This is a genomic window from Acinetobacter sp. AOR12_HL (genome assembly GCF_027855275.1).
In the GTDB taxonomy this organism is placed as follows: Bacteria; Pseudomonadota; Gammaproteobacteria; order Pseudomonadales; family Moraxellaceae; genus Acinetobacter; species Acinetobacter baumannii.
In genome coordinates this window covers 92,005-112,937 of sequence record NZ_JAKTIJ010000039.1, presented here as the reverse complement: position 1 = coordinate 112,937, position 20,933 = coordinate 92,005, and the positions used below count along the sequence as shown (strand labels likewise).

Annotated in this window: 20 protein-coding genes; 10 read left to right on the top strand and 10 right to left on the bottom strand. The window is 40.4% G+C overall.

Annotated features, from left to right (window positions below; translation table 11 throughout):
- Window positions 1–3 precede the first annotated feature (3 nt).
- Window positions 4–519, bottom strand: coding sequence for a disulfide bond formation protein B (locus tag MKL36_RS17395; protein ID WP_001240033.1), 516 nt, complete (start codon window positions 517–519; stop codon window positions 4–6).
- 14 nt (window positions 520–533) lie between these two features.
- On the bottom strand, window positions 534–2,111 hold the full coding sequence (gene gshA / locus MKL36_RS17390) for a glutamate--cysteine ligase (RefSeq protein WP_021510230.1): 1,578 nt from the start codon (window positions 2,109–2,111) through the stop codon (window positions 534–536).
- 168 nt (window positions 2,112–2,279) lie between these two features.
- Here gshA and MKL36_RS17385 point away from each other — a divergent pair, with 168 nt between their 5' ends.
- From MKL36_RS17385 to MKL36_RS17365, 5 genes are all read left to right on the top strand, one after another.
- Window positions 2,280–2,819, top strand: coding sequence for a DUF924 family protein (locus tag MKL36_RS17385; RefSeq protein WP_021510231.1), 540 nt, complete (start codon window positions 2,280–2,282; stop codon window positions 2,817–2,819).
- 59 nt (window positions 2,820–2,878) lie between these two features.
- On the top strand, window positions 2,879–3,442 hold the full coding sequence (locus tag MKL36_RS17380; protein ID WP_000876371.1) for a CC0125/CC1285 family lipoprotein: 564 nt from the start codon (window positions 2,879–2,881) through the stop codon (window positions 3,440–3,442).
- Between the two features lie 13 nt (window positions 3,443–3,455).
- Window positions 3,456–4,766 carry a DUF445 domain-containing protein gene (locus tag MKL36_RS17375; RefSeq protein ID WP_001055481.1) on the top strand — a complete coding sequence of 437 codons (1,311 nt, stop codon included), beginning with the start codon at window positions 3,456–3,458 and terminating at the stop codon, window positions 4,764–4,766.
- A 27-nt stretch (window positions 4,767–4,793) separates the two neighbouring features.
- Window positions 4,794–5,948: a pyridoxal phosphate-dependent aminotransferase gene (locus tag MKL36_RS17370; RefSeq protein WP_021510232.1), complete on the top strand. Its 1,155-nt coding sequence runs from the start codon at window positions 4,794–4,796 to the stop codon at window positions 5,946–5,948.
- A gap of 106 nt (window positions 5,949–6,054) precedes the next feature.
- Window positions 6,055–7,422, top strand: a complete 1,368-nt coding sequence (locus tag MKL36_RS17365) for an MATE family efflux transporter (protein ID WP_001135124.1) — start codon at window positions 6,055–6,057, stop codon at window positions 7,420–7,422.
- A gap of 56 nt (window positions 7,423–7,478) precedes the next feature.
- Here the strand turns inward: MKL36_RS17365 and MKL36_RS17360 are convergent, their stop codons facing one another.
- Window positions 7,479–8,312: an SDR family NAD(P)-dependent oxidoreductase gene (locus MKL36_RS17360; RefSeq protein ID WP_000787753.1), complete on the bottom strand. Its 834-nt coding sequence runs from the start codon at window positions 8,310–8,312 to the stop codon at window positions 7,479–7,481.
- A 196-nt stretch (window positions 8,313–8,508) separates the two neighbouring features.
- Here MKL36_RS17360 and MKL36_RS17355 point away from each other — a divergent pair, with 196 nt between their 5' ends.
- The 3 genes from MKL36_RS17355 to phoR all read left to right on the top strand — a co-directional run bounded on the left by MKL36_RS17355 (window position 8,509) and on the right by phoR (window position 11,514).
- Entirely contained in the window at window positions 8,509–9,180 is a 672-nt protein-coding gene (locus tag MKL36_RS17355; protein WP_000224581.1) for a TetR/AcrR family transcriptional regulator, read from the top strand.
- Between the two features lie 255 nt (window positions 9,181–9,435).
- Window positions 9,436–10,146, top strand: coding sequence for a phosphate regulon transcriptional regulator PhoB (gene phoB / locus MKL36_RS17350; RefSeq protein WP_000650776.1), 711 nt, complete (start codon window positions 9,436–9,438; stop codon window positions 10,144–10,146).
- Between the two features lie 9 nt (window positions 10,147–10,155).
- Window positions 10,156–11,514, top strand: coding sequence for a phosphate regulon sensor histidine kinase PhoR (phoR, locus tag MKL36_RS17345; protein ID WP_000273188.1), 1,359 nt, complete (start codon window positions 10,156–10,158; stop codon window positions 11,512–11,514).
- 69 nt (window positions 11,515–11,583) lie between these two features.
- On the opposite strand, the gene MKL36_RS17340 is transcribed toward phoR, so the two are convergent.
- The 4 genes from MKL36_RS17340 to pncB form a co-directional block, all read right to left on the bottom strand.
- On the bottom strand, window positions 11,584–12,780 hold the full coding sequence (locus MKL36_RS17340; RefSeq protein ID WP_270909009.1) for an alpha/beta fold hydrolase: 1,197 nt from the start codon (window positions 12,778–12,780) through the stop codon (window positions 11,584–11,586).
- Between the two features lie 218 nt (window positions 12,781–12,998).
- A complete protein-coding gene (gene asd, locus MKL36_RS17335; RefSeq protein WP_000011219.1) occupies window positions 12,999–13,850 on the bottom strand; it encodes an archaetidylserine decarboxylase in 852 nt (283 codons plus the stop codon).
- The gene (locus MKL36_RS17330; RefSeq protein WP_031222384.1) at window positions 13,847–14,695 is read right to left on the bottom strand and encodes a sulfurtransferase; all 849 of its coding nucleotides are present in this window, start codon (window positions 14,693–14,695) and stop codon (window positions 13,847–13,849) included. Before MKL36_RS17330 ends, asd begins: the two co-directional genes overlap by 4 nt.
- 150 nt (window positions 14,696–14,845) lie before the next feature.
- Entirely contained in the window at window positions 14,846–16,060 is a 1,215-nt protein-coding gene (gene pncB / locus MKL36_RS17325; protein WP_021510235.1) for a nicotinate phosphoribosyltransferase, read from the bottom strand.
- 168 nt (window positions 16,061–16,228) lie between these two features.
- Between pncB and dtd the strand changes: the two genes are divergently transcribed.
- The gene (gene dtd / locus MKL36_RS17320) at window positions 16,229–16,672 is read left to right on the top strand and encodes a D-aminoacyl-tRNA deacylase (protein ID WP_001202025.1); all 444 of its coding nucleotides are present in this window, start codon (window positions 16,229–16,231) and stop codon (window positions 16,670–16,672) included.
- Between the two features lie 38 nt (window positions 16,673–16,710).
- On the opposite strand, the gene MKL36_RS17315 is transcribed toward dtd, so the two are convergent.
- From MKL36_RS17315 to serB, 3 genes are all read right to left on the bottom strand, one after another.
- Complete coding sequence (locus MKL36_RS17315) at window positions 16,711–17,190, bottom strand: hypothetical protein (protein WP_000778126.1); 480 nt, start codon at window positions 17,188–17,190, stop codon at window positions 16,711–16,713.
- A gap of 253 nt (window positions 17,191–17,443) precedes the next feature.
- Window positions 17,444–17,779, bottom strand: a complete 336-nt coding sequence (gene aciT / locus MKL36_RS17310; protein WP_000255593.1) for a ciprofloxacin tolerance protein AciT — start codon at window positions 17,777–17,779, stop codon at window positions 17,444–17,446.
- Between the two features lie 409 nt (window positions 17,780–18,188).
- Window positions 18,189–19,412 carry a phosphoserine phosphatase SerB gene (gene serB / locus MKL36_RS17305; RefSeq protein ID WP_001206799.1) on the bottom strand — a complete coding sequence of 408 codons (1,224 nt, stop codon included), beginning with the start codon at window positions 19,410–19,412 and terminating at the stop codon, window positions 18,189–18,191.
- A gap of 59 nt (window positions 19,413–19,471) precedes the next feature.
- Between serB and MKL36_RS17300 the strand changes: the two genes are divergently transcribed.
- Window positions 19,472–20,779, top strand: a complete 1,308-nt coding sequence (locus MKL36_RS17300) for a hypothetical protein (RefSeq protein WP_002000748.1) — start codon at window positions 19,472–19,474, stop codon at window positions 20,777–20,779.
- The last annotated feature ends 154 nt before the right edge of the window (window positions 20,780–20,933 follow it).

The following is a 20,933-nucleotide window of genomic DNA, read 5'->3' as shown; positions in this document are numbered from 1 at the left end:
AACTCACTTTTTAGCAGTCTTAAATACTGGATAAAAACGGAATAACTGCCATAAACAGACCAGCAAAAGCAAAACGAAATAAACCAATGACCACATTGGTAAAGACTGGCCTAAAAAAGTCCAGTCAATTGCCGCACATTCACCTGAACCAGAAAGCACTTCTTGTAAAACTGCTTTCATCGGTAAAGCATCGATTAAATAATTTAAACCCGGTCCACAGCTTGGTACTTGGTCTGCTGGTAAATGCTGTATCCAAACATGACGGCCTGCCACGCCGACTGACCATAAAATTGCAATACCTGCTAAAAATGCATAGAAGCGTTTAATCGCATTGGAAACTGGGTTATGCAAAAATGCAATGAGCGCCACAAAACCCATTGCCATTAAGCCAACACGTTGAAAAATACAGAGCGGACATGGCTCTAACCCTTTTACATGTTCCAAATACAACGCAAAAGACATGCCGACAATGCTTGCCAGAACAAGCAGTCCACTCACCAAACGGTAACTTAATCGCATGTAAAACCTCGTTTTTATCTATATTGTTCAAGATATTGATCAAAACTGATCTGACTATCTTGCTCAAGTTGTTCTTGCTGCTGTAAAGATTGCACAGCCAATTGTTCAAAATATTGCAAAGTCTCTGCACTAATCTCATGCTTTTCATAAGTTTCAGCATGTAACTGTGCCATATGACTACCAAAACTCCAGGTTCCACCATGCTTTAATGTGTCATCAATCACATGAGCAGATAATGTTTCATCTACTTCATCAATACGTTCTTGCATCACAGCTAAAGCCGAGCTGTATAGATCTGTTGCATAGGTCTGATCGAGTAACCGAGCACAATCCTGCATTTTAGAAATATGCTGACGTGCCCAATCTTCAATATGGTAAGACCCGTTTAAATCAGTAATGGTTGCGTTTGGTGCTCGACCACGGTTAACCACTTCTGTCTGGTTTTTCTCAATCAAATCTTGCTCAGGGCATAACAGTTCAGGACTATCGCTTAATAAACAATAAAGCGCTAATGCCTCAAGGAAACCTGCTGTTGTTTCATTGACCCCAATTGCCGAATATGGATTCACGTCTACTGCACGAAGTTCAACATACCCCACTCCTCGATTTTTCAAGGCCTGAGATGGTGTTTCACCCGCTTGAGGAACTTGTTTTGGACGCACGAGACTGTAATATTCATTCTCGATTTGTAAAACATGATCATTAATTTGCAATGGTTCACCAGAGGCATCATTTAACCCTAAACGGCTAAATGGCGGGTATGGAGAATGTACTGCTTTTTGTAAACCATCCAAATAACCAGTTAAGTTGTTATAGTGAATGCCTAAACTTTTTTGTGCCGAGTTTTGGTAGCCTAAACGTCCCATACGCAGAGCTGTAGCATACGGTAAATAATATGACCCTTTGATTAAAGGCAACAAATGATGTTCATGACCCGTCAGAAAACAACGGCAAACCGATGGACTCGCACCCACCAAAAACATAACCAGTGGCGTTAAACGAATAAAGTTACGAATCAGACCAAAATAGCGATGACTACGATAATCTTGCAGACTAAGTGCTTTTAATTTTTCGTCAGTTTCATGTGCCTGCAAAGCAGAAAAAAGAGAATCAGGGAAAGATAAATTATAGTGTACGCCCGAAATCGTCTGCATACGGCGACCATAACGAATACCTAAACCACGGCGATAAAGCGTCTTGAAACGGCCAATATTAGAAGTGCCATATTGAGCTAGACGAATACGTTCTTCATTGTCATCTAGCATACATGGCATAGACAACGGCCAGAGCTTTTCACCATTTTCTAAATGACGGTGCACAACCGCATGAATATCGGTGAGCTCATGCAAGGCATCACCAATGGTTGGCCGTGGTGAAGTAATAAACTCCATCAACGCTTCAGAATAATCTGTGGTGATTTTCGGATGTGTTAAAGCTGAACCTAATGCCTTTGGATGTAACTCTTGTGATAAGAACCCATTACTTTGCATACGTAGGCTTTCACGTTCTATTCCACGTAACATGCCTTGTAGTAGCGACGAATCCACCCAAGCAGGAATAACTGATTGAGATGGTGTAGTGGGTTGACTCATGCATTTGCTCGCTTATAAAAGATCACTATATACAAAATCGTGACATGATACGGCTATTGATATGATCACATCATTTCAGTTTGGCAATTTTTATCACAATCTTGTTATTTAAGACACGAAAGAATTGTGATTTTATTGAAGAATAATTGCTAAAGAGTTGTCAATATCATGAACGATCAAGACATTTTAAACTTCTGGTTTTCACCTGAACACCGTTCACTCTGGTTTGCAAAAAGTGAGGATTTTGACGCAAAAATTCGTGATCAATTTGCAGAAGTTCATCGACAGGCAACTCGAGCAGAACTTTGGTCTTGGCGGAAAACACCAGAAGGTCGTCTTGCAGAGATTATTGTGCTAGATCAGTTTTCTCGCAACATTTATCGTGATCAACCCGAATCTTTTGCTTATGACGGTCTTGCTTTAGCCTTATCACAGGAAGCAACTAGCTTGCAACTCGATGCACAACTTAACCCAGAACAGCGTTCGTTTTTGTACATGCCATTTATGCATAGTGAATCGAAGTTGATTCATGAGTTTGCTTTAAAATTATTTCAACGCCTCGGCAATGAAATTAATTTAAGCTTTGAGAAAAAACATAAAGTGATTATAGATCGCTTTGGACGTTATCCTCATCGCAATGCCATCCTTGGACGTGTCTCAACACCAGAGGAAACCGAATTTTTATTAGAACCGAACAGTAGTTTTTAAGACTTCTCTATTTTTAATGCTGACGCATCCATTCTTTTATGCTCAGCTGGGAGTTCACCATGAAATATCTCTCTCTTTGTTTAGCCTTAGGCACTGCCATAACTTTAAGTGCTTGTTCAACTGTACCCAGCAAACCAAAAACTTTCGATCAGCTTGGCCAGTTTTCGGCCTATCCGTTAAATGCTCAAACGTTTCGAATCAGCTTTCAGGCTGATCCAAACATGAGCTATGGAGCAGCCGAAGAAATTACTTTGGTGAAATCAGCACAGACTACAGTACAAAAAGGTTTCCGCTTTTTTAAAGTGCTGAACGACCCAAGTAATCAAAGCCAAAAGCCACCGCGTCAAGCTGTAGTTTACCCATCTGCACCAAGCTTTTACCCGTATGGTTACTACCGCCGCTATCCGGGTTTCTGGCATGATCCGTTCTATGATTTCCCGCAAGTGGTCAATATCGACCCTGTTCAAGTGTCGTATACTATTGAATGTTATCGGGATCAAAAGCAGGCTCCTCAAGATGCCTTTGATGCAACGTTAATTCTCAAATCTATCGGACAAAAATATGGTTTAAGCCCGACAGGAGAATTGTTGCCGCCACCTGAGCCGCCAGTAAAACAAAAATGAATAGGATGACCGTATGAATATGGCAGAAGAAGTACACCATGCACCCAATCTGAAGCGTAGCAAATATTTCGCTACGATGGCACTTATTATTGTGGTGGTGCTGTGGATTGGGTTATTGATCGCCAATCGCTTTCTGCCAGAGTACACAGACTTAATTCATATTTTAATGCTAGGTGCGGAAGCTGGTGTAGTGGGTGGACTAGCAGATTGGTATGCGATTACCGTTCTGTTTCGAAACCCATTTGGTAAGCTTCCTATCCCTAAGTTTTTGCGTGATCATACCGAAATTATTCCACGTAATAAGGCACGTATTGCCGAATCGATGGGTCGATTTGTGCAGGAAAACTTCCTGTCGCCTCAGGTGGTCGAACGAAGCCTAGAAAAAACCGATTTAAGTCTTGCCATTGGCCAATGGCTTGCCAGTCCACAAAACAATACGCAAGTGGTACAACTCATTCAGCAAACTGTACCTAAAGTTTTTGAATTTGTTAGCCAAGAACAAATTGCCAATTTCGTGCAAAACAACAGTGTGCAATGGGTGCGTAACACTCAAGTCAATAAACTTGCGAGTGAAATGCTGCGTGCAGTATTGGAAAATGATTTCCACCAAGATGTACTGCAACGTGGTCTCGATATCGCGCATGAGTGGGTGGTACAAAATCCGGATAAAACTCGCGAATTGACAAGAAAAATGTTTAAAGCGCTGGGCGTCTGGTCTCTTGCAAAAGGTGCAAGCTGGATCGGTATTGATGTTCAGCAGCGCACCATTGATTCACTGGTTGAAAAAGTAGAATCAATGCTGGCTGACCATGAACACCCATGGCGACAGGAAATTGAAACTATTGCCCACTCGCTCATGCTGGAGTTGGCAAACCCTGAGAGTATTGCCAGCCAACGTCTAAATAGTGGCAAAGATGCGCTGCTAGATAGTCCTCAAGTCTTAAATTTCATTAGTGGCGCTGTCACTATTTTATGTGATGCCATTAAAGAAGATTTAATGAAAGAAGACTCTGGTATTGCAATGAACCTCAGAGCTGCCATTCAGCAGTTGGGTGAAAACCTTGTCCAAAATGTAAAAGTACGTGAAGTTCTCAACAAAGAAATGACAGGACTTGCCATGAACTTTACGGACCAATATAGCCATAAAATCATACGCTATGTGAGTGAGCGCATTCATGAGTGGGACTCACGTGAAATGATTGGAAAAATTGAAAACGAAGTCGGTGGCGACTTACACATGATTCGTGTGAATGGCGTTGTGGTAGGTGCATTTATCGGCTTAACTCTAGGTGTAATACGAGCAGCGATTGAATCAATTTTATAACGTTAATAATTTCCTTAAGAGAACAATATGCTACAGCTTCAGTCCAAATTGCCCGCACAAGGGGTGACTATTTTTAGTACAATGACGGCAATGGCACAGCGCTTGGGTGCACTTAACCTTTCACAGGGTTTCCCGGATTTTCCTGCACCCCCTGCTTTGCTCGAAGCCCTATCTCAGGCAACTTTGGCTGGACACAATCAGTACCCACCTGGTGATGGCATTCTCGCACTGCGTGAACAGCTCGCTTTACAATTTCAACAACGTGATCATCTTCAACTTGATCCTGTAACTCAAATCACGATTACGCCCGGTGCAACCATAGCAATTTTCTGTGCCATACAAGCCTGCATCAACACAGGTGATGAAGTCATTATTTTTGACCCGAGTTATGACAGCTATGGACCTTCTGTCGAGTTAGCAGGTGGTAAAGCGGTACATATTGCCTTGCAAGCACCTGACTTTAAGGTGAACTGGCAACAAGTTAAAGATCGAATTAACGATAAAACCCGTATGATTGTGGTAAATACCCCCCACAATCCAACAGGTACAATCTGGTCCGAACAAGACTGGTTAGAACTCATTGAACTAATTCAGGATAAAAATATTGTAGTTTTATCTGATGAAGTCTACGAACACTTAGTTTTTGATGGTCAACAGCACTTTAGCGCGTTGCATTTCCCTGAGCTTAGAGAACGTAGTTTTGTGATTGGTTCTTTTGGAAAAACCTTCCATGTCACAGGTTGGAAAACCGGTTACTGCGTTGCTTCACCTGATTTAATGCGTTTGTTCCGCCAGATTTATCAATATGTTAATTTCTGTGGCACAACACCATGTCAGATTGCACTTGCGCAATATATGCAGCAACACCCAGAACATATTCAGGAACTTTCACAGTTTTATCAGACTAAACGAGACCGATTTAATCAGGCGATTCACAATAGCCGTTTTTTGCTTAAACCATCGCAAGGAACTTATTTCCAAAACCTTGATTACAGCCAGATTAGACCTGACTTAAACGATGTGGAAATGTGCCAGTTTCTTGCCGAGCAACATAAGATTGTGGCTATTCCTGTTTCGGTGTTTTACCAACAAGCCCCAGAGTCTTTACGCCTAATACGGTTCTGCTTTGCAAAAAATGATGAAACACTGCAAAAAGCAGGAGAAATTCTGAATCAATGTTAATAAATTTAGTCACTTAGCATAGTAAAAATACTACAAGAAATTCCACACAACTATGCTAAGTTGAATATCCGACCCGTTCATCAAAGAGATGGGCGATGGAGAATACATGCCACCAAGACAGTCTTTAATTCATCAGCAAAATCTTTGGAAAACATTTTTTGTTTTCTTATTGCCCCTGATTGCAACCAATATCTTGCAAAACCTGTCCGGTACCATTAACACCATCTTTGTTGGACAAATGATGGGAGTCGATGCCATTGCTGCAGTTTCTGTATATTTCCCCATTTTGTTTTTACTGCTTGCGTTTATTATCGGTATTTCAACGGGTACCACTGTTTTAGTGGGCCAGGCTTGGGGCGCACAAGACATAGAAAAGGTTCAAAGTGTGGTGGGTTCTACCCTATTTATGACCATCATTGGCGGTATCATTACCGCAATCATTGGTGTGTTTTTTGCCCACGACATTTTAGAACTTTTAGGTACGGACCCGAAGGTGATGCACCTCTCTTTGCCTTATGTGCAATGGATGTTAGCAGGTAGTCCTCTTCTCTTTGTTTATATTATCTATACCTCAATTTTACGTGGTGTAGGAGACAGTACTACCCCTTTACTTGCACTGGCTTTAACCAGCGTGATCGGCGTAATTATTACACCAATTCTGCTGAAAGGTTATTTTGGCTTTCCTGCCCTCGGTATTATTGCACCAGCTATAGCATCAATTATTAGTTATATTGCTATCTTAATTTTTCTTGCGATTTATCTAAATAAGAAAAAGCATCCACTTCGGCCAAACCGTCAGCTTTTGCAACATATCCGTCATAATTCGGCATTGAGTAAAATCATTTTACGCCTAGGTGTTCCAACCGGTATTCAAATGATTACCACTTCAATGGCCGGTTTAGTCATTGTGGGTTTAGTGAACCGTTTCGGAGCTCATGCCACAGCTGCGTATGGTGCCGTGAATCAGGTACTCAACTATATTCAGTTTCCAGCGATTTCGATCTCTATCGCGGCCTCAATCTTTGCAGCACAAGCGATTGGTGCTGGTAAGTCGGACCTACTCGCACGTGTTACACGCACCGCTTTGGGAATGAACTTTTTATTTACAGGTGCCTTAATTGCACTTGGCTATCTATTTTCAAAATATTTGATGGCTTTATTCATCACAGATCCAACTGTGGTGGTGTTAGGGCAACAGCTTTTATTCATTGTACTTTGGGCAATTTTATTCTTTGGTGCAGGTGCCATTTTTGCATCAATTATGCGTGCCAGTGGGACTGTAACCGTACCAATGCTGATTAACATCTCTGCCATTTTATTTATTGAAATGCCATGCGCTTACTGGTTTAGTTCGATGTGGGGGCTTAAAGGCATTTGGGTCGCCTATGCCTTGGCATTTGTCAGTTTATGTATTATTCAAGGCTTGTATTATCAATTTATTTGGAAGAAAAAGAAGATCAAAGTTCTTATTTAAAATGCATTAAACCTTATAAAAAAAGCCATCAATTGATGGCTTTTTTCTTTTAAACCTTATTTCATCCATTTGGTTACAATGGTTGAAGCACGTTGATATCCCGTTGGGAATAAACGCTGGAATGCATCCAGAATTTTTGCATCGCTACCAATGAGTAAACGGCGTTTATTTTTCAAAACTGCATCTAAAATTTGACGAGCTGCTTCCTCTGGTGGGGTACGCAATAACTTGTCAAAGTTTTGAATCGATTTAGTTGGGTCCATACCCAAACTACTCAAGCTATCACTCATTTTTGCAGCTTTAGCGATATTGGTACGAATACCGCCCGGATGTACACATAGCGAACTTACGCCGCATTTTTCAATATCTAATTCTTGACGCAATGACTCAGTAAAACCGCGTACCGCAAATTTAGTTGCATTATAGCCAGACTGGGTTGGCTGAGCCGTTAAACCAAATAAGCTGGAAATATTAATAATATGGCCATCTTGTGTTTGCTTAATGAACGGTAAGAATTCTTTAGTACCGTAAACCACGCCCCAGAAGTTAATTCCCACAATCCACTCTAAATCTTCGTAGGTTGCGCCTTCTACAGTTGAGCCTAAAGCTACACCAGCATTGTTAAAAATCAGGTTAACACAGCCATGATCTTGAACAGTTTCCTGTGCCCACTGCTTTACTGCCTCGCGGTCAGAAACATCTAACTTCTTGGTTGTTACAGTAATATTACTGTACGGTTTTAATAGCTCAACAGTTTTCTCTAAGCCCTTTTCATTAATGTCACTTAATGAAAGATGGCAGCCCTGCTTTGCCAGAAGAATTGCTAATTGTTGCCCAATGCCAGAACCCGCACCCGTAATTGCAGCGACTTTGTTTTTAAAATTTTTCATTGTCCATCCTTTGTTTTTCGATTTGCACAACTGGTTCATTGCATGTGCAATTTAGACTCTTTCAATATAATTTTGACAATATACATTGTCAATATAGTACACTGTAATTTCAGATAGATTGGCACAATTCTGCTGACGGCTTTATCATAGGGCTCATATTTGCCGAAAAACCGATAAATTAGGAAACCATTTATTTATGGCGACAAACGACTCAACCAGTAAAAAGAAAACAAAAACTGTGAGTAAAGAACGTCAGTTCAAAGGGTTATCTCTGTCTGAGCGCAAAGAGGCACGCCGCGAAAAACTCATTGAAGCCGGTATTGCAACTTATGGAACCCTTGGCTTTTTTTCCGTGACGGTAAAAGATGTCTGCCAAGAAGCAAAACTCACCGAACGTTATTTTTATGAATCATTTAAAAAGAGTGAAGATTTATTCCAGACTATCTTTTTAAAAATGATTGAAGAATTACAGCAAAACTTGATGCAAGCCGTCATTAAAGCGGCTCCAGACCCTGAGCAAATGGTCGATGCTGGTTTACGTGCTCTACTGAGTACTTTAAAAGACGACCCTCGTTTGGCTCGTATTGTGTATGTCGATGCAATTTTGGTCCAAGAATTACATAATCAAGCCACCATTCAGGAAACTCTCGCCCAGTTTGATCGTATGATTCAAGCTTTTGTGATGCTAACCATGCCGCAAATCCAGCATAACGAAAATGAACTCTCATTAATCGCTACTGGTTTAAATGGATACGTGACACAAATTGCCGTTCGATGGGTGATGGGCGGGTTTAAGCAGTCTCTAGAGCAAGTTTTAGCGGCCTGCCGTATCGTTTTTTTAGCTTTGCTCGCGAAAGTTTCAAAATAATATTAAAGTTTTTTGACACTGTTTTTGTTTTAAAAACCTCGTTTGAGATAAGCTTATAACACACTGAATGGTTTTAAGAAAATTTATACCTACCTGTCATCATTTGGTCATGCGCTTGCCGTATTTTTGTCACAAATTATTGCTAAATTCGATTTTATAGACTTTTCTGCAATGAAATTGTCATAATTAATCTTTGTAATAAGCCTGTCATAACTACAAAACGGTTCACCGTTAAAATCTACAAGGTATTACGCTGTGAAAGATGACTATATTTTAATTGTCGATGATGAGCTTCCTATCCGCGAAATGATCCATACCTCTTTGGACATGGCAGGCTTTCAATGTTTACAGGCAGAAGATGCCAAACAGGCTCATCAAATTATCGTCGACCAACGTCCGGCGCTTATCTTGCTCGATTGGATGTTACCCGGGGGCGTAAGTGGGGTCGACTTATGTCGCCGTTTAAAACGTGATGAAAACTTAGCAGAAATTCCAGTCATTATGTTGACCGCTCGCGGTGAAGAAGACCACAAAGTACAAGGTCTGGATGCTGGTGCAGATGACTATATGACCAAACCATTTTCAACCCGTGAATTGGTTTCTCGTATTAAAGCTGTTTTACGCCGTGCAAATGCATTAAGCGGTGAAAAAACAATTGATGCCAATGGTTTAATTCTTGATCCCGTAAGCCAACGCGTAAGCTTTGGTAACAGTATTTTAGATATGGGACCAACAGAATACCGTCTGCTTGCATTCTTTATGACCCATCCGGAACGTGCCTATACACGTGCCCAGTTGCTCGATCAGGTGTGGGGCGGTAATGTATACATCGAAGATCGTACCATCGATGTGCATATCCGTCGTTTGCGTAAAGTCTTAGAACCTTTTGGTGTAGACCGATTTGTTCAGACTGTACGTGGTACAGGTTATCGTTTCTCAACACGTGCAGATTTAGCCGCAGGTTAACCAAAATTTATGTATGAACCCTACCCCGTCCCCGAACAGGTACGTGAACAAAAGCTTTCCCGCTACAGTAGTTTATGGACGTTTGCTAAACAAGATTTACGACTTTTATTATTTTTCCTGATTATTGCAGGTTTAGTCGGTTTAGGAATTGGGTATTTCTGGAGCTGTATTTTTATTGCCTTTGTGGTGTTTTTTACACTTCAGTTGCGTTCTTTATATTTGGTCAATGACTGGATTGCCAATAATCCATACGATGTCCCTCCGAACCTCAACGGAATTTGGGGGGCATTATTATTTAACGTTTACCGTGCCCAGCGCCAAGAACGTATTGTTCAAGCGGAAATGGTAGGACTTATTGACCGCGCTCAATCTTCATTAGTTGCACTTGCCGAAGCGGTAGTCTTGATTGATGATCAACATCAAATTGAATGGTGGAACCCAGCCGCAGAGCGTTTACTAGGAATTAGTCCACTTGACCGTGGTCGTAACTTATTAACCATTTTGCGCCAGCCAACTTTTATTGAATATTTTAACAATATTGATCAGGCACCTGATGGGATTAAGCTGCATTCCAATTTTGATGATGACCGTTATGTGCAGGTCAAACTCACACGGTTCGGTGGAGAAAGTCGCTTACTCGTAGCTTACGACGTAACGCGTATGCACAACCTTGAGCAAATGCGTAAAGACTTCGTCGATAATATTTCGCATGAACTTCGTACGCCCTTAACTGTACTCAGTGGCTATATCGAAACATTTACCGACCAAGAAGATATTAACCCGCGCTGGAAACGTGCATTTGACCAGATGCAATCTCAAACCAAACGTATGAATGCGTTGGTTAATGATTTACTACTGTTATCAAATTTAGAAAATAATAAGAAAATCGCAAAAAATCAGATTATTGAAATGCCGAGCTTAATGAATCAATTATTTGATGATGCTCAGGCCTACAATGCCGATTATGGACATACACTCAACTTACATATTGATAGCCACTGTGACCTCATCGGTTCAGACATGGAAATTGCCAGCGCATTTAGTAATTTAATTACCAATGCCATTAAGTACACACCAAAAGGCGGAACCATTACCATTGGCTGGCACGATGACGGTGAGCATGCTTACTTTAGCGTACAAGATACCGGTATCGGCATTAACCCTAAACATTTGCCGCGTCTGACTGAACGCTTCTACCGTGTAGACAGCGACCGTAGTCGTCAAACCGGTGGAACAGGTTTAGGCTTAGCGATTGTAAAACACGTACTCATGCAACACGGCGCCTACTTAGACGTGCAATCTAAAGAAAATGAAGGATCAACCTTTACCGCAGTTTTTCCAAAAGAAAGACTCTATAACATGACTTAAAATCATCTTTCTTCAAATATAAAAAGCCGACTTATGAAAAGTCGGCTTTCTTGTAGCATTTAAACCCATTTATTTAAAATTCGAGCAATACGATTTTGTCTGATTTTTCTCTATGACATTTAAAAAGTCAGTAGCAAAAGTATGACTCTGACGTAGTGCATCGCGATGATCTCCACCAGCAATCGTTTGATAAATTGTTGGTTTTTTTAATTTACATAGCTGTTGGTAATAAGCATATGTTCCTCTAGGGTCAACTAAATGATCTTTAGAACCCTGAACAATCATTAACGGTACAGTCGGCACCATATTTTCAATAGACTGCTGTTTTAAATAAGACAAAAGAGGTTTTAAATCTACATTAGGTCGAAATATGCTAGAAGGAGATTTTTTTAAGTCTGATTGTAATTCAGATAGGCAACGGCTACGTGCTTGAGTTAGCACCTTGCCCATTTCTGAACTGACTAAATTCTCAGGAATAATACTTGGCTCTGCGGCTTGTGCTCCCAATAACACAATTGGGAAAAATGCTGCCACATTTGGTTCTGGGCTCGGATTAGTTTTCACATATTCTGCAATGCCTTCATATTGATAGCCACCTGGCGCAAGAGCAATTGCCCCTTTTAAATCTAGTTCGGGAGCATCTTTTTGACCATAGGCAGACACTGCAATTGCCGCAGCCCCGCCCTGACTATGCCCCATTACCAACCACTGTTTATTAAAATCTTTTGGCTTAAGCATATGTAACGCCCGCACTGCATCTACTACTGTATGCAGTTGGCTCTTGGCATTCATATAGGGATGTGCGCCTAAAGTACCCAAACCTTGATAATCAGGTGCGACTACTGCATAGCCTCGTGCAAGCCAACCATCTAACGCTTTTGAAGCAACTTCCTGATATGAGTGAACTGGTCCACCGACATAATCACCCGAAGGTGCACAAGTATCGGCTACTCCTGTTGTACCATGCGCCCAAGCTAGTACGGGCCAGCCATTTTTTGGTGGTGTTCCTTTCGGTAATAAAATAAACGCTGAGCCAACGATAGGCTCATTATTCACACCTCGACTACGATAATTTACTAATAAGCGCTGATCTGCATGCAGAAATAAATCCGTCACATCTTGTTGCGCTATAGAAAGTATTGAGCCCGGTTTTTCACTCACAATTTGCTTACTCAAATCTGTAATTGGAGCAGCCATAGCAGAACCAGATATCAAACAAATACTGCTAAATAAAATTTTTAATAAAGAATTACTTTTTCTAATCAAGGGATTACTCCTCTACTTTCTAATCATCATTTCAAATTAGTTTTATAAAAAATATGCCCCCTATTGCATATAAAGAACCTAACAAGAGGCAAATGAAAGAACTCACATACCAACATAGATGACTATTCCCACTAAATCTAGACTTTAAGCTTAGAAATGCCAATCCATAGAAAATAAAAAAGAGAGCAAAAGCTCTCTTTTTTAAATCTATTGATGGGTTAAAGCGTATGGCCCATACGTTCGCCCATGACAACAACGGACTCGGCTTTAAAACGTTTTTCCCACTCGATTTTATCTTTTTCAAATAAAATAATTGCAGTAGAACCTAAATAAAAACGTCCAAGCTCAGCACCTTTCTCTAACTTCAACTCATGATGCTGTAATTCAATACGACCCGATGGTTTTACTTTACCCGTTGCTACAGTTTCAATACCTGCCACAATCATAGCGCCGACCAAAACAACAGCCATACGACCAAGCTCAGTATCAAACAAACAAACCATACGCTCATTACGGGCAAATAATCCCGGTACATTTTCAGCAGTCACCTGATTTACTGAAAATAACTCACCCGGTACATATAACGTTTCAGTTAATGTGCCTGAAAATGGCATATGAACACGGTGATAATCACGTGGAGAAAGATAAACCGTTGCAAACTCACCTTCTTGGAAAGGCTGAGCAAGTTGTGGATCGCCAATTAACTTTTCTACAGAGAAACTTTGGCCTTTTGCTTGAAATACTTCGCCCGCAGTGATTTTACCAATTTGAGAAATCGCGCCATCCGCTGGTGAAACAATACTATCCGGATTTTCATCAACTAAACGTACGCCGTCTTTCAATGCACGGGTAAAGAAATCATTAAAAGATTTATATTTCAGTGCATTGCCTTGTTCAGCAATCGATAAATCAATGCCGTATTTGGTTTTAAATGCATGAATAACAGCAGCTTTTAAAATTGGATTTTCACTTGCAGCAACTTTGCCCACTACACGACTTAACTGATGCTGAGGAACAAGATTTTGTGCCTTAATAAATAATTCTTTTTTTAAGCGAGATGTAAAACTCAAGACGGCGATTCTCCAGTAATGATAGGACTATCGAGGCGATTGCCCCATTCACTCCACGCACCATCATAGGCTTTTACTTCCCAACCTAAAAGTCTAGCCAGAATATAAGCCAAACCAGAACGGTGATGTGACTGGCAGTATACGACTACAGGTTGCTTTAAATCGAACCCAAGTTGTTCAAGACGCTGCCGCGTGCGTTCAAGCGGATGCAATTTTAGATGATTTTGACGATTAAGTGCAGTACTCCATTCAAAATGGAGGGCATTTGGAATGTGACCACCGCGTCGCGCTGCTAAACGGACGCCACTATATTCATCACTCGTCCGGCAATCCCAGAGTTGCACACTTTCTTGCTCAACTTGTTTGCGTAGTTCTTCATAGTTCACTCGGAACTGAGCAGCATGTGATAAATCGATCTGAATTAAGTTATCAACTCGAGGAAGTTCTTCAACCTCGGCTGTGGTGGGTAAACCTGCCCCAAGCCATGCATGAATTCCGCCATTAATTAAACTTGTACGGGTAAAACCTAAGCAATGGAGATTCCAGATTAAACGCCCTGCCCATGCCCCACCTTCATCATCATAGACCACCACATGGTGATTTGGTGAAATATTCAATTTTTCAATAAGCGCTTGTAAACCCGCTTCATCTGGTAAAACACCTGTTGCTTCTTCGTGTTGAGCAACTAACCATTTAGGCTGTAAGTGAATAGCATGCGGAACATGGAGCTGCTCATAAACTGATGCACGGCTCAAATCAACAATACGGATATATTCATTGCCTAAATAAGGCACTAACTCTTCTGCTTCTATTAATAAATCGAGTTTAAAATCAGGGAGTGTCATCGTCATGGTTACTTTTTATACCAGCTTAATTTCATCTTAGCATAAGCTTATATCTATCAAACTCTGATTTTCTGCTAGTGTTTAGCAGAAAATCAGATATTAAAATTCTCAAGTCTTAAGTGGCAGCCAAGCGCTTAAGCTCTATTGTAATTAAATTGCTTCATCCAGCTCTTCGATTTGGAAAACCTGACGCAAATAGGCCAAGAATGTATCGTTATCAGTCATGGTTTTGCCAGGGCTGTCCGAAATTTTAGCAACAGACTGACCATTACACTCAACCAGTTTCAATACAATATTGAGCGGTGTTTGGCCCATGTCATTGGTCAAATTAGTACCAATACCGAAACTCACCTGAAAACGGTCTTTGAAATATTGGTGTAGTTCCCAAGCCTTTGGCAAATTAAGGCCATCACTAAAGGTCAACATTTTGGTTTTGGTATCAATTTTTAATTTACGATAGTGTGCATATGCTTTATCACCCCACTCGTACGGATCACCACTGTCATGACGTAAGCCATCAAATAATTTGGCAAAATACAAGTCAAAATCTCTGAGGAAAGCGTCCATACCCACAACATCAGTTAAAGCAATTCCTAAGTCTCCACGATACTCTTGAACCCACGTTTCTAAAGCAGCTTTTTGAAAGTCACGTAAGCGAACATCAAGCGCCTGAAACGCTTGTAGGAATTCGTGGGCCATGGTTCCAATTGGCGTAATATTTAACTCTTTGGCAAGCAAGACGTTACTTGTACCACGGAACACATTTGGCACAGTGTTATGGAATGCAGCAACTACATGTTTTTGCCATTCAAAACTATAACGACGGCGGGTACCAAAATCAGAAACTAAAAATGGTGGATCATTCGGTTGTTGAGCTTTTTCGTATTGCTGAATTAATTCAAGTTTTGCCTGTAAACGACGCTCGCCTTCACCCCAGACTTCATCTGTTTTAATCCGGCTAAAATATAATTCATTTACAATGGCTAAAACAAAAATCTCAAACATCATGGCCTGAACCATTGGCCCTTCAATACGGATGTCTAATCGACCTTCTTCATCTATACTCGCATGAATAAAACGGCGTTTGAGTTGAAATAATTCTAAATAATCGACAAAGTCGCTTTTAATAAATCGTAATTTTCTTAAATATTGTAGTTCGTCTTCTTTATATTTGAGATTACATAAATGGTCGAGTTGCTCGTTTAAGTCATCCAAAATATCCACTAATGGATAGACCGTATCTTCTAAATTTCTGCAACGAAAGTGATAGACGCTATGCGTTTGCGGGAATTTATGCAGAACCACTTGTAGCATCGTAAATTTGTACAAGTCTGTATCAAGTAAAGAATGGATAATTGGAGACATAGTCAATGATTATTCGCTTGCTTCTTAGCATTAAAGCATATTTTTCTAGATGAATTGCGAGCTTTTATACCATTGTTGCAGTTCCATGAAATTTCCTTTTAAAAATCATTTAATTTAATTTCTGCTAAACTGCATCCATTCAATTAATTGCAGAAACTTTCTCTAACAATGCGCGCTTTAATACAACGAGTTCTTGAAGCTAAAGTAGTAGTAGACGGTGAAACGACCGGTGAAATCCAGCATGGCTTATTGGTTTTTTTAGGGATCGGTCGAGACGACACGCTCGCCACCGGACAAAAGCTCATCGACAAGATTTTGAAATATCGTATTTTTGATGATGAGCAAGGCAAAATGGGCTGGAATGTATCTCAGGCGAATGGCGGAATCCTACTTGTTTCACAGTTCACTTTAATGGCTCAAACGCAAAAAGGACTACGTCCAGACTTTGGTCCGGCCATGCCACCTAGCGACGCAAAAGCACTATATGAACAGTTAGTAGAATATACCCGTTCACAGTTTGAAAATGTTCAAACAGGTATTTTTGCTGCGGACATGAAAGTTCATTTGATTAATGATGGACCAGTCACTTTCAATTTAGAAGTTGAAGCATAGATATAAAAAACTCCCGAATGGGAGTTTTTTATTAGATCTTAACGACCAGTTTTTTCTTTAATAAAAGCACGTGCTTGACGTACTTTATCTTTTACTGGTTTTGGTAATTTTGGTGGAATCAATTTAGCTGCTTGGTTAAACCAAACGAGCAAGCTGAAATCACCTTCCATTTTAATGCTACCGTCTTGCATACCTGTCATAAATGCTGTTGGGTCACCTTTGAGTAAAGTTTTTACGCCTTGTTCGCTATCTGCAAACTGCAAAATAAAGTCAGCTTTTTCAGGTGATCCAGCAACTGTATCGATGTGACCATGATTAATAATAATTTGGCGAGCCACACCTAAATCAGTACCAATTTGAATGCGGAATGCACGGTCATGCACTAGCTCAATAAACTTAGGACTTGTACGTGCCAATTGTTTCATACGCAGCGCCAAACCTGCTACCAATAAATCTAACGGGTCTGTACTGACATCAACAAGTGGTAACTTGACTACAGGTATAGAAGAAAGTTTCATGAACATTCACGCCTATTGTATTTTTATGAAAACCTTGGGGCAAAACTCAGCAAGGACTCACCATTGCCTGTTTCGTGCATCGACTGATGATATTCTAATTGGCAACGCAATCTATATATGAAACGTCAACAGACCAGTCTATCGTAGCATAACTGGCTATTTTTTAATAAATGCTTTGTATAATAAAAATCATGTTTTCGTAAATAAAAAAGGCATGCTGTGCATACCTTTTTACCGTTAGATAACAATTGAATTATCGGCTAGAACATTGCTGCTGATCATCTTCATATACTGGCGTGTGTTCTATATATTGGCGATTTGCCAAAGCCTTCTGTGCCTGTTTATCCTCACGTAATAAAACAAATGTAACCATTACCATCGCTAGACTTAGTGCAGTTAAATAACTATATGTGACTGGCATTTCAAAAGTGACTTGAACTCCAAAACGGACCACTTCCAATAGCCCCCAAAAAAACATCCCTGCAAGCATAAAACCAAGCCAACGACGGTAAGGAGAAAAGAACACAGCAACAAGCGCGACAGCAATTAAGCTGAGTCCGGCGATAGCGGCAAAATTCGCTGTTACCATAGAAACCTCCGTCTTAATGAAAACGTCTAAAAACATTCGGTCTGAACACCAGACCTCATTCCAAAAACAACTTTAATTCATGATTTGTGTTGAAGCTTAGAAAGCATTATGGATGTTTTTTTTTAGAAAAAAAGACCTGTTATTTGTCGATGCGACATACTTTGTCGCAACATTCTTTTGTCATTACATTTTTGTAAATTTAAAAAAGTTCTACTTCCTATATGGCATCAATTCTGGCGTGTCATTACAAAAAACTATGCTGTTTTTTTACCTCAAAATAAGTTTTTTTCAGTTTTTTTTATTGCCTTTTTTCTGTGCATAATTTTGTCATAACTTGCTTGTTTTTATGACTATTCTGCATAAAAAAAGCGCTACTCTTGAGCAGCGCTTAATGATTGTTCACTATTATTTAAGCACGGCTTAAATCTTTGTCATGCATACCGAGTAAATACAGTACTCCATCCAAACCAACGCTTGAAATCGCCTGATTTGCATTTTGACGCACCAGTGGTTTAGCACGATATGCTACGCCAAGTCCTGCAATCGCAAGCATCGGTAAATCATTTGCGCCATCGCCAACAGCCATCGCTTGCTCTAGTGAAATACCGAGTTTGTTCGCCAGCTCACGCAGCAACTCCGCTTTACGTGCACCATCAACAATTACACCTTTTACTTCACCAGTCACAACGCCATCTTGTACATCTAAAACGTTAGCGTGAACTTCATCAATGCCTAATTTAGCTTGTAAATATTCAGCAAAATATTGGAAGCCACCAGATAAAATTGCCGTTTTATATCCAAGGGCTTTTAAAGTCGAAATGAGGCGCTCGGCGCCTTCGGTGATCGTCAATCGTTCGGCAATTTTAGGTAAAACTGATGCATCAAGACCTTTGAGTAAAGCAACCCGCGCACGGAAACTTTGCTGGAAGTCCAACTCACCTTGCATCGCTCTTTCAGTGATTTCAGCAACTTGCTCACCCACCCCTGCTTCAAGCGCCAATTCATCAATCACTTCTTGTTCAATTAAAGTTGAATCCATATCGAAGCAGACTAAACGGCGGTTACGTCGATAAGCGTTATCTTCCTGAACAGCCACATCAATATTTAATTCGCTTGAAAGAAGCAAACAAGCTGCACGCATAGCTTGAGCATCTAAAGTCGGACCACTGCTTAAACCAAACTGTACACAAGCACGGCGAGGCAATGTGCTATCTTTTTCAAGGTCTACACGGCCAGATAAACGAGTTACCGTTTCGATGTTAAAGCCTTGGCTAGACACAATTTGTGTAACGGCTTGTAAATGTGCAGCAGTGAGTTCCGGTGCTAAAGCCGTGACGATATAACGAGTTCGTCCACCTTCGCTGACCCATTGATCGTATTCTGCGCCCGAGATAGGTTTAAAGCGCACTGTTAAGCCAATATCATGTGCTAAAATCAAAATCTCTTTCATTGCCAACGCGGTCGCAGTTTCATTTTCAGAGGCGACCACAATGCCCAATGTCAGTTGATTATGAATAACAGCCTGACCTACATCCAGTATTTGCAATGAATGTACGGATAGTACTTGCATTAATCGGGTAAACTGGTTTGGTTGGTCCGGTCCTAAAAAGGATATAAGAATGATTTCTCGCATGAATTGACTCTAGTCTGAGTGACAACTATTGTAAGAATCATAATCGAATTTCAATATAATTGCCTTGGAAGTTTAACTTGATTGCGCCTAGACAAGGGCTATTTGCTAGCCTACTGATCATTAGTTTTGCATTGCATACCTTTTTATTGGTGATTGCAACGACACACCAGCTCAATGAAAACCGTGCGAGCCAAGGTCAGCTCATGACCAGTCAACTCGTTGCAGACAGCTTATCTGAGCTTGAACCTGCCAATACGGTCTCTTTAGCTCTGATTGCCAATCGCTATGCGACCAATCCAAGTGTGGCATCTATCCGTATTCTTGACGCCAATAAACAAGTTTTGGCAACAAGCGGCATGTCAAAAACTCGCCAAGGTGAAATTTTTGTTCGTGATGCGCTTCAAAACGAGAAAAAAGTCGGTTCTATTGAAATCACACTAATTCAACCAAGTATTGGAGAAATTCTTCGTACCCAATGGCTTGCGATTTTAGCTTCACTGTTTTTACATGTTTTATTATGGCTGGCTTACCGCGCCATTGCTCGCCCAACACGTAGCGAATACTTAGCCCGTATTAACGAAGAAAACCGTTTAAAACATGAAATTCAAGAGTTAACTCAAGCTCTCGCGCTTGAAAAACAAAATACAGTGACCTTGGTTGCTCAAGCTCAGCAGCAAGCTAAAGCTAAACCAATTGTTCGCTCACAACCAGAAAAAAGCTTAGAGTCTACAGACCAAAATACCTTGGCACTTAATATTCAATTTTATGACCCTAAACAGTTATTAAGTAGTGTTAACCAGTCTGTTTCTGTACCGTACTTTAAACTTTGTCAGCTCTTTTTAAATAAGAGTATTGAGCTATGCACGAAGCATTATCATTTGAAAGCAACTGATATTGATGTTGTAGACGAGTTTCATGCAGAGGGCGCAACACTTGCCATTTCGACGTCACATCCACACGCTGTAGAATGCCTCCTTATGGTAGGTACAGTTTTCCAATTGCTTTCGGACGTTTTATATAAGCGTTACCGTGAAGATAAACGCTTTGCGCTACAAACTCGCAGTGCCGTGTGTAATGCCGTAGAAGCAATGCAAATTGATGCCAAAGAAGCCGCTCAACGTTTAGCGCAACATCTTCATGCGAAAGAATCTGCACTCTACCTTGATAATGAACAGCTTAAAGCAATTCAAGACAGCTATCAGCTTGTTGCAATGCCTAACCCAAGTAATGTCATGACTCGTCATGCATTTATGATCAATGGTATGAATGCTGAATGTGCAGAGCTTGCACAAAATATTCGAACTGAAATTTTGATGGGTAAAAAATCAATTCCTCAAAATGACAGCCCGAGTAGTGCAGCATCTTAAAAATTTATTGTGCGCATTTAAACCTAGCCATCCGGCTAGGTTTTTTTATCTACATTTATGGTATTTATTTTAAATAATTTTATTTCCTTATGATTTATTTATCTAAATAAATCCGGTTCTATGATGTTGAGTCGTAAATTTGGATAAATCAGAA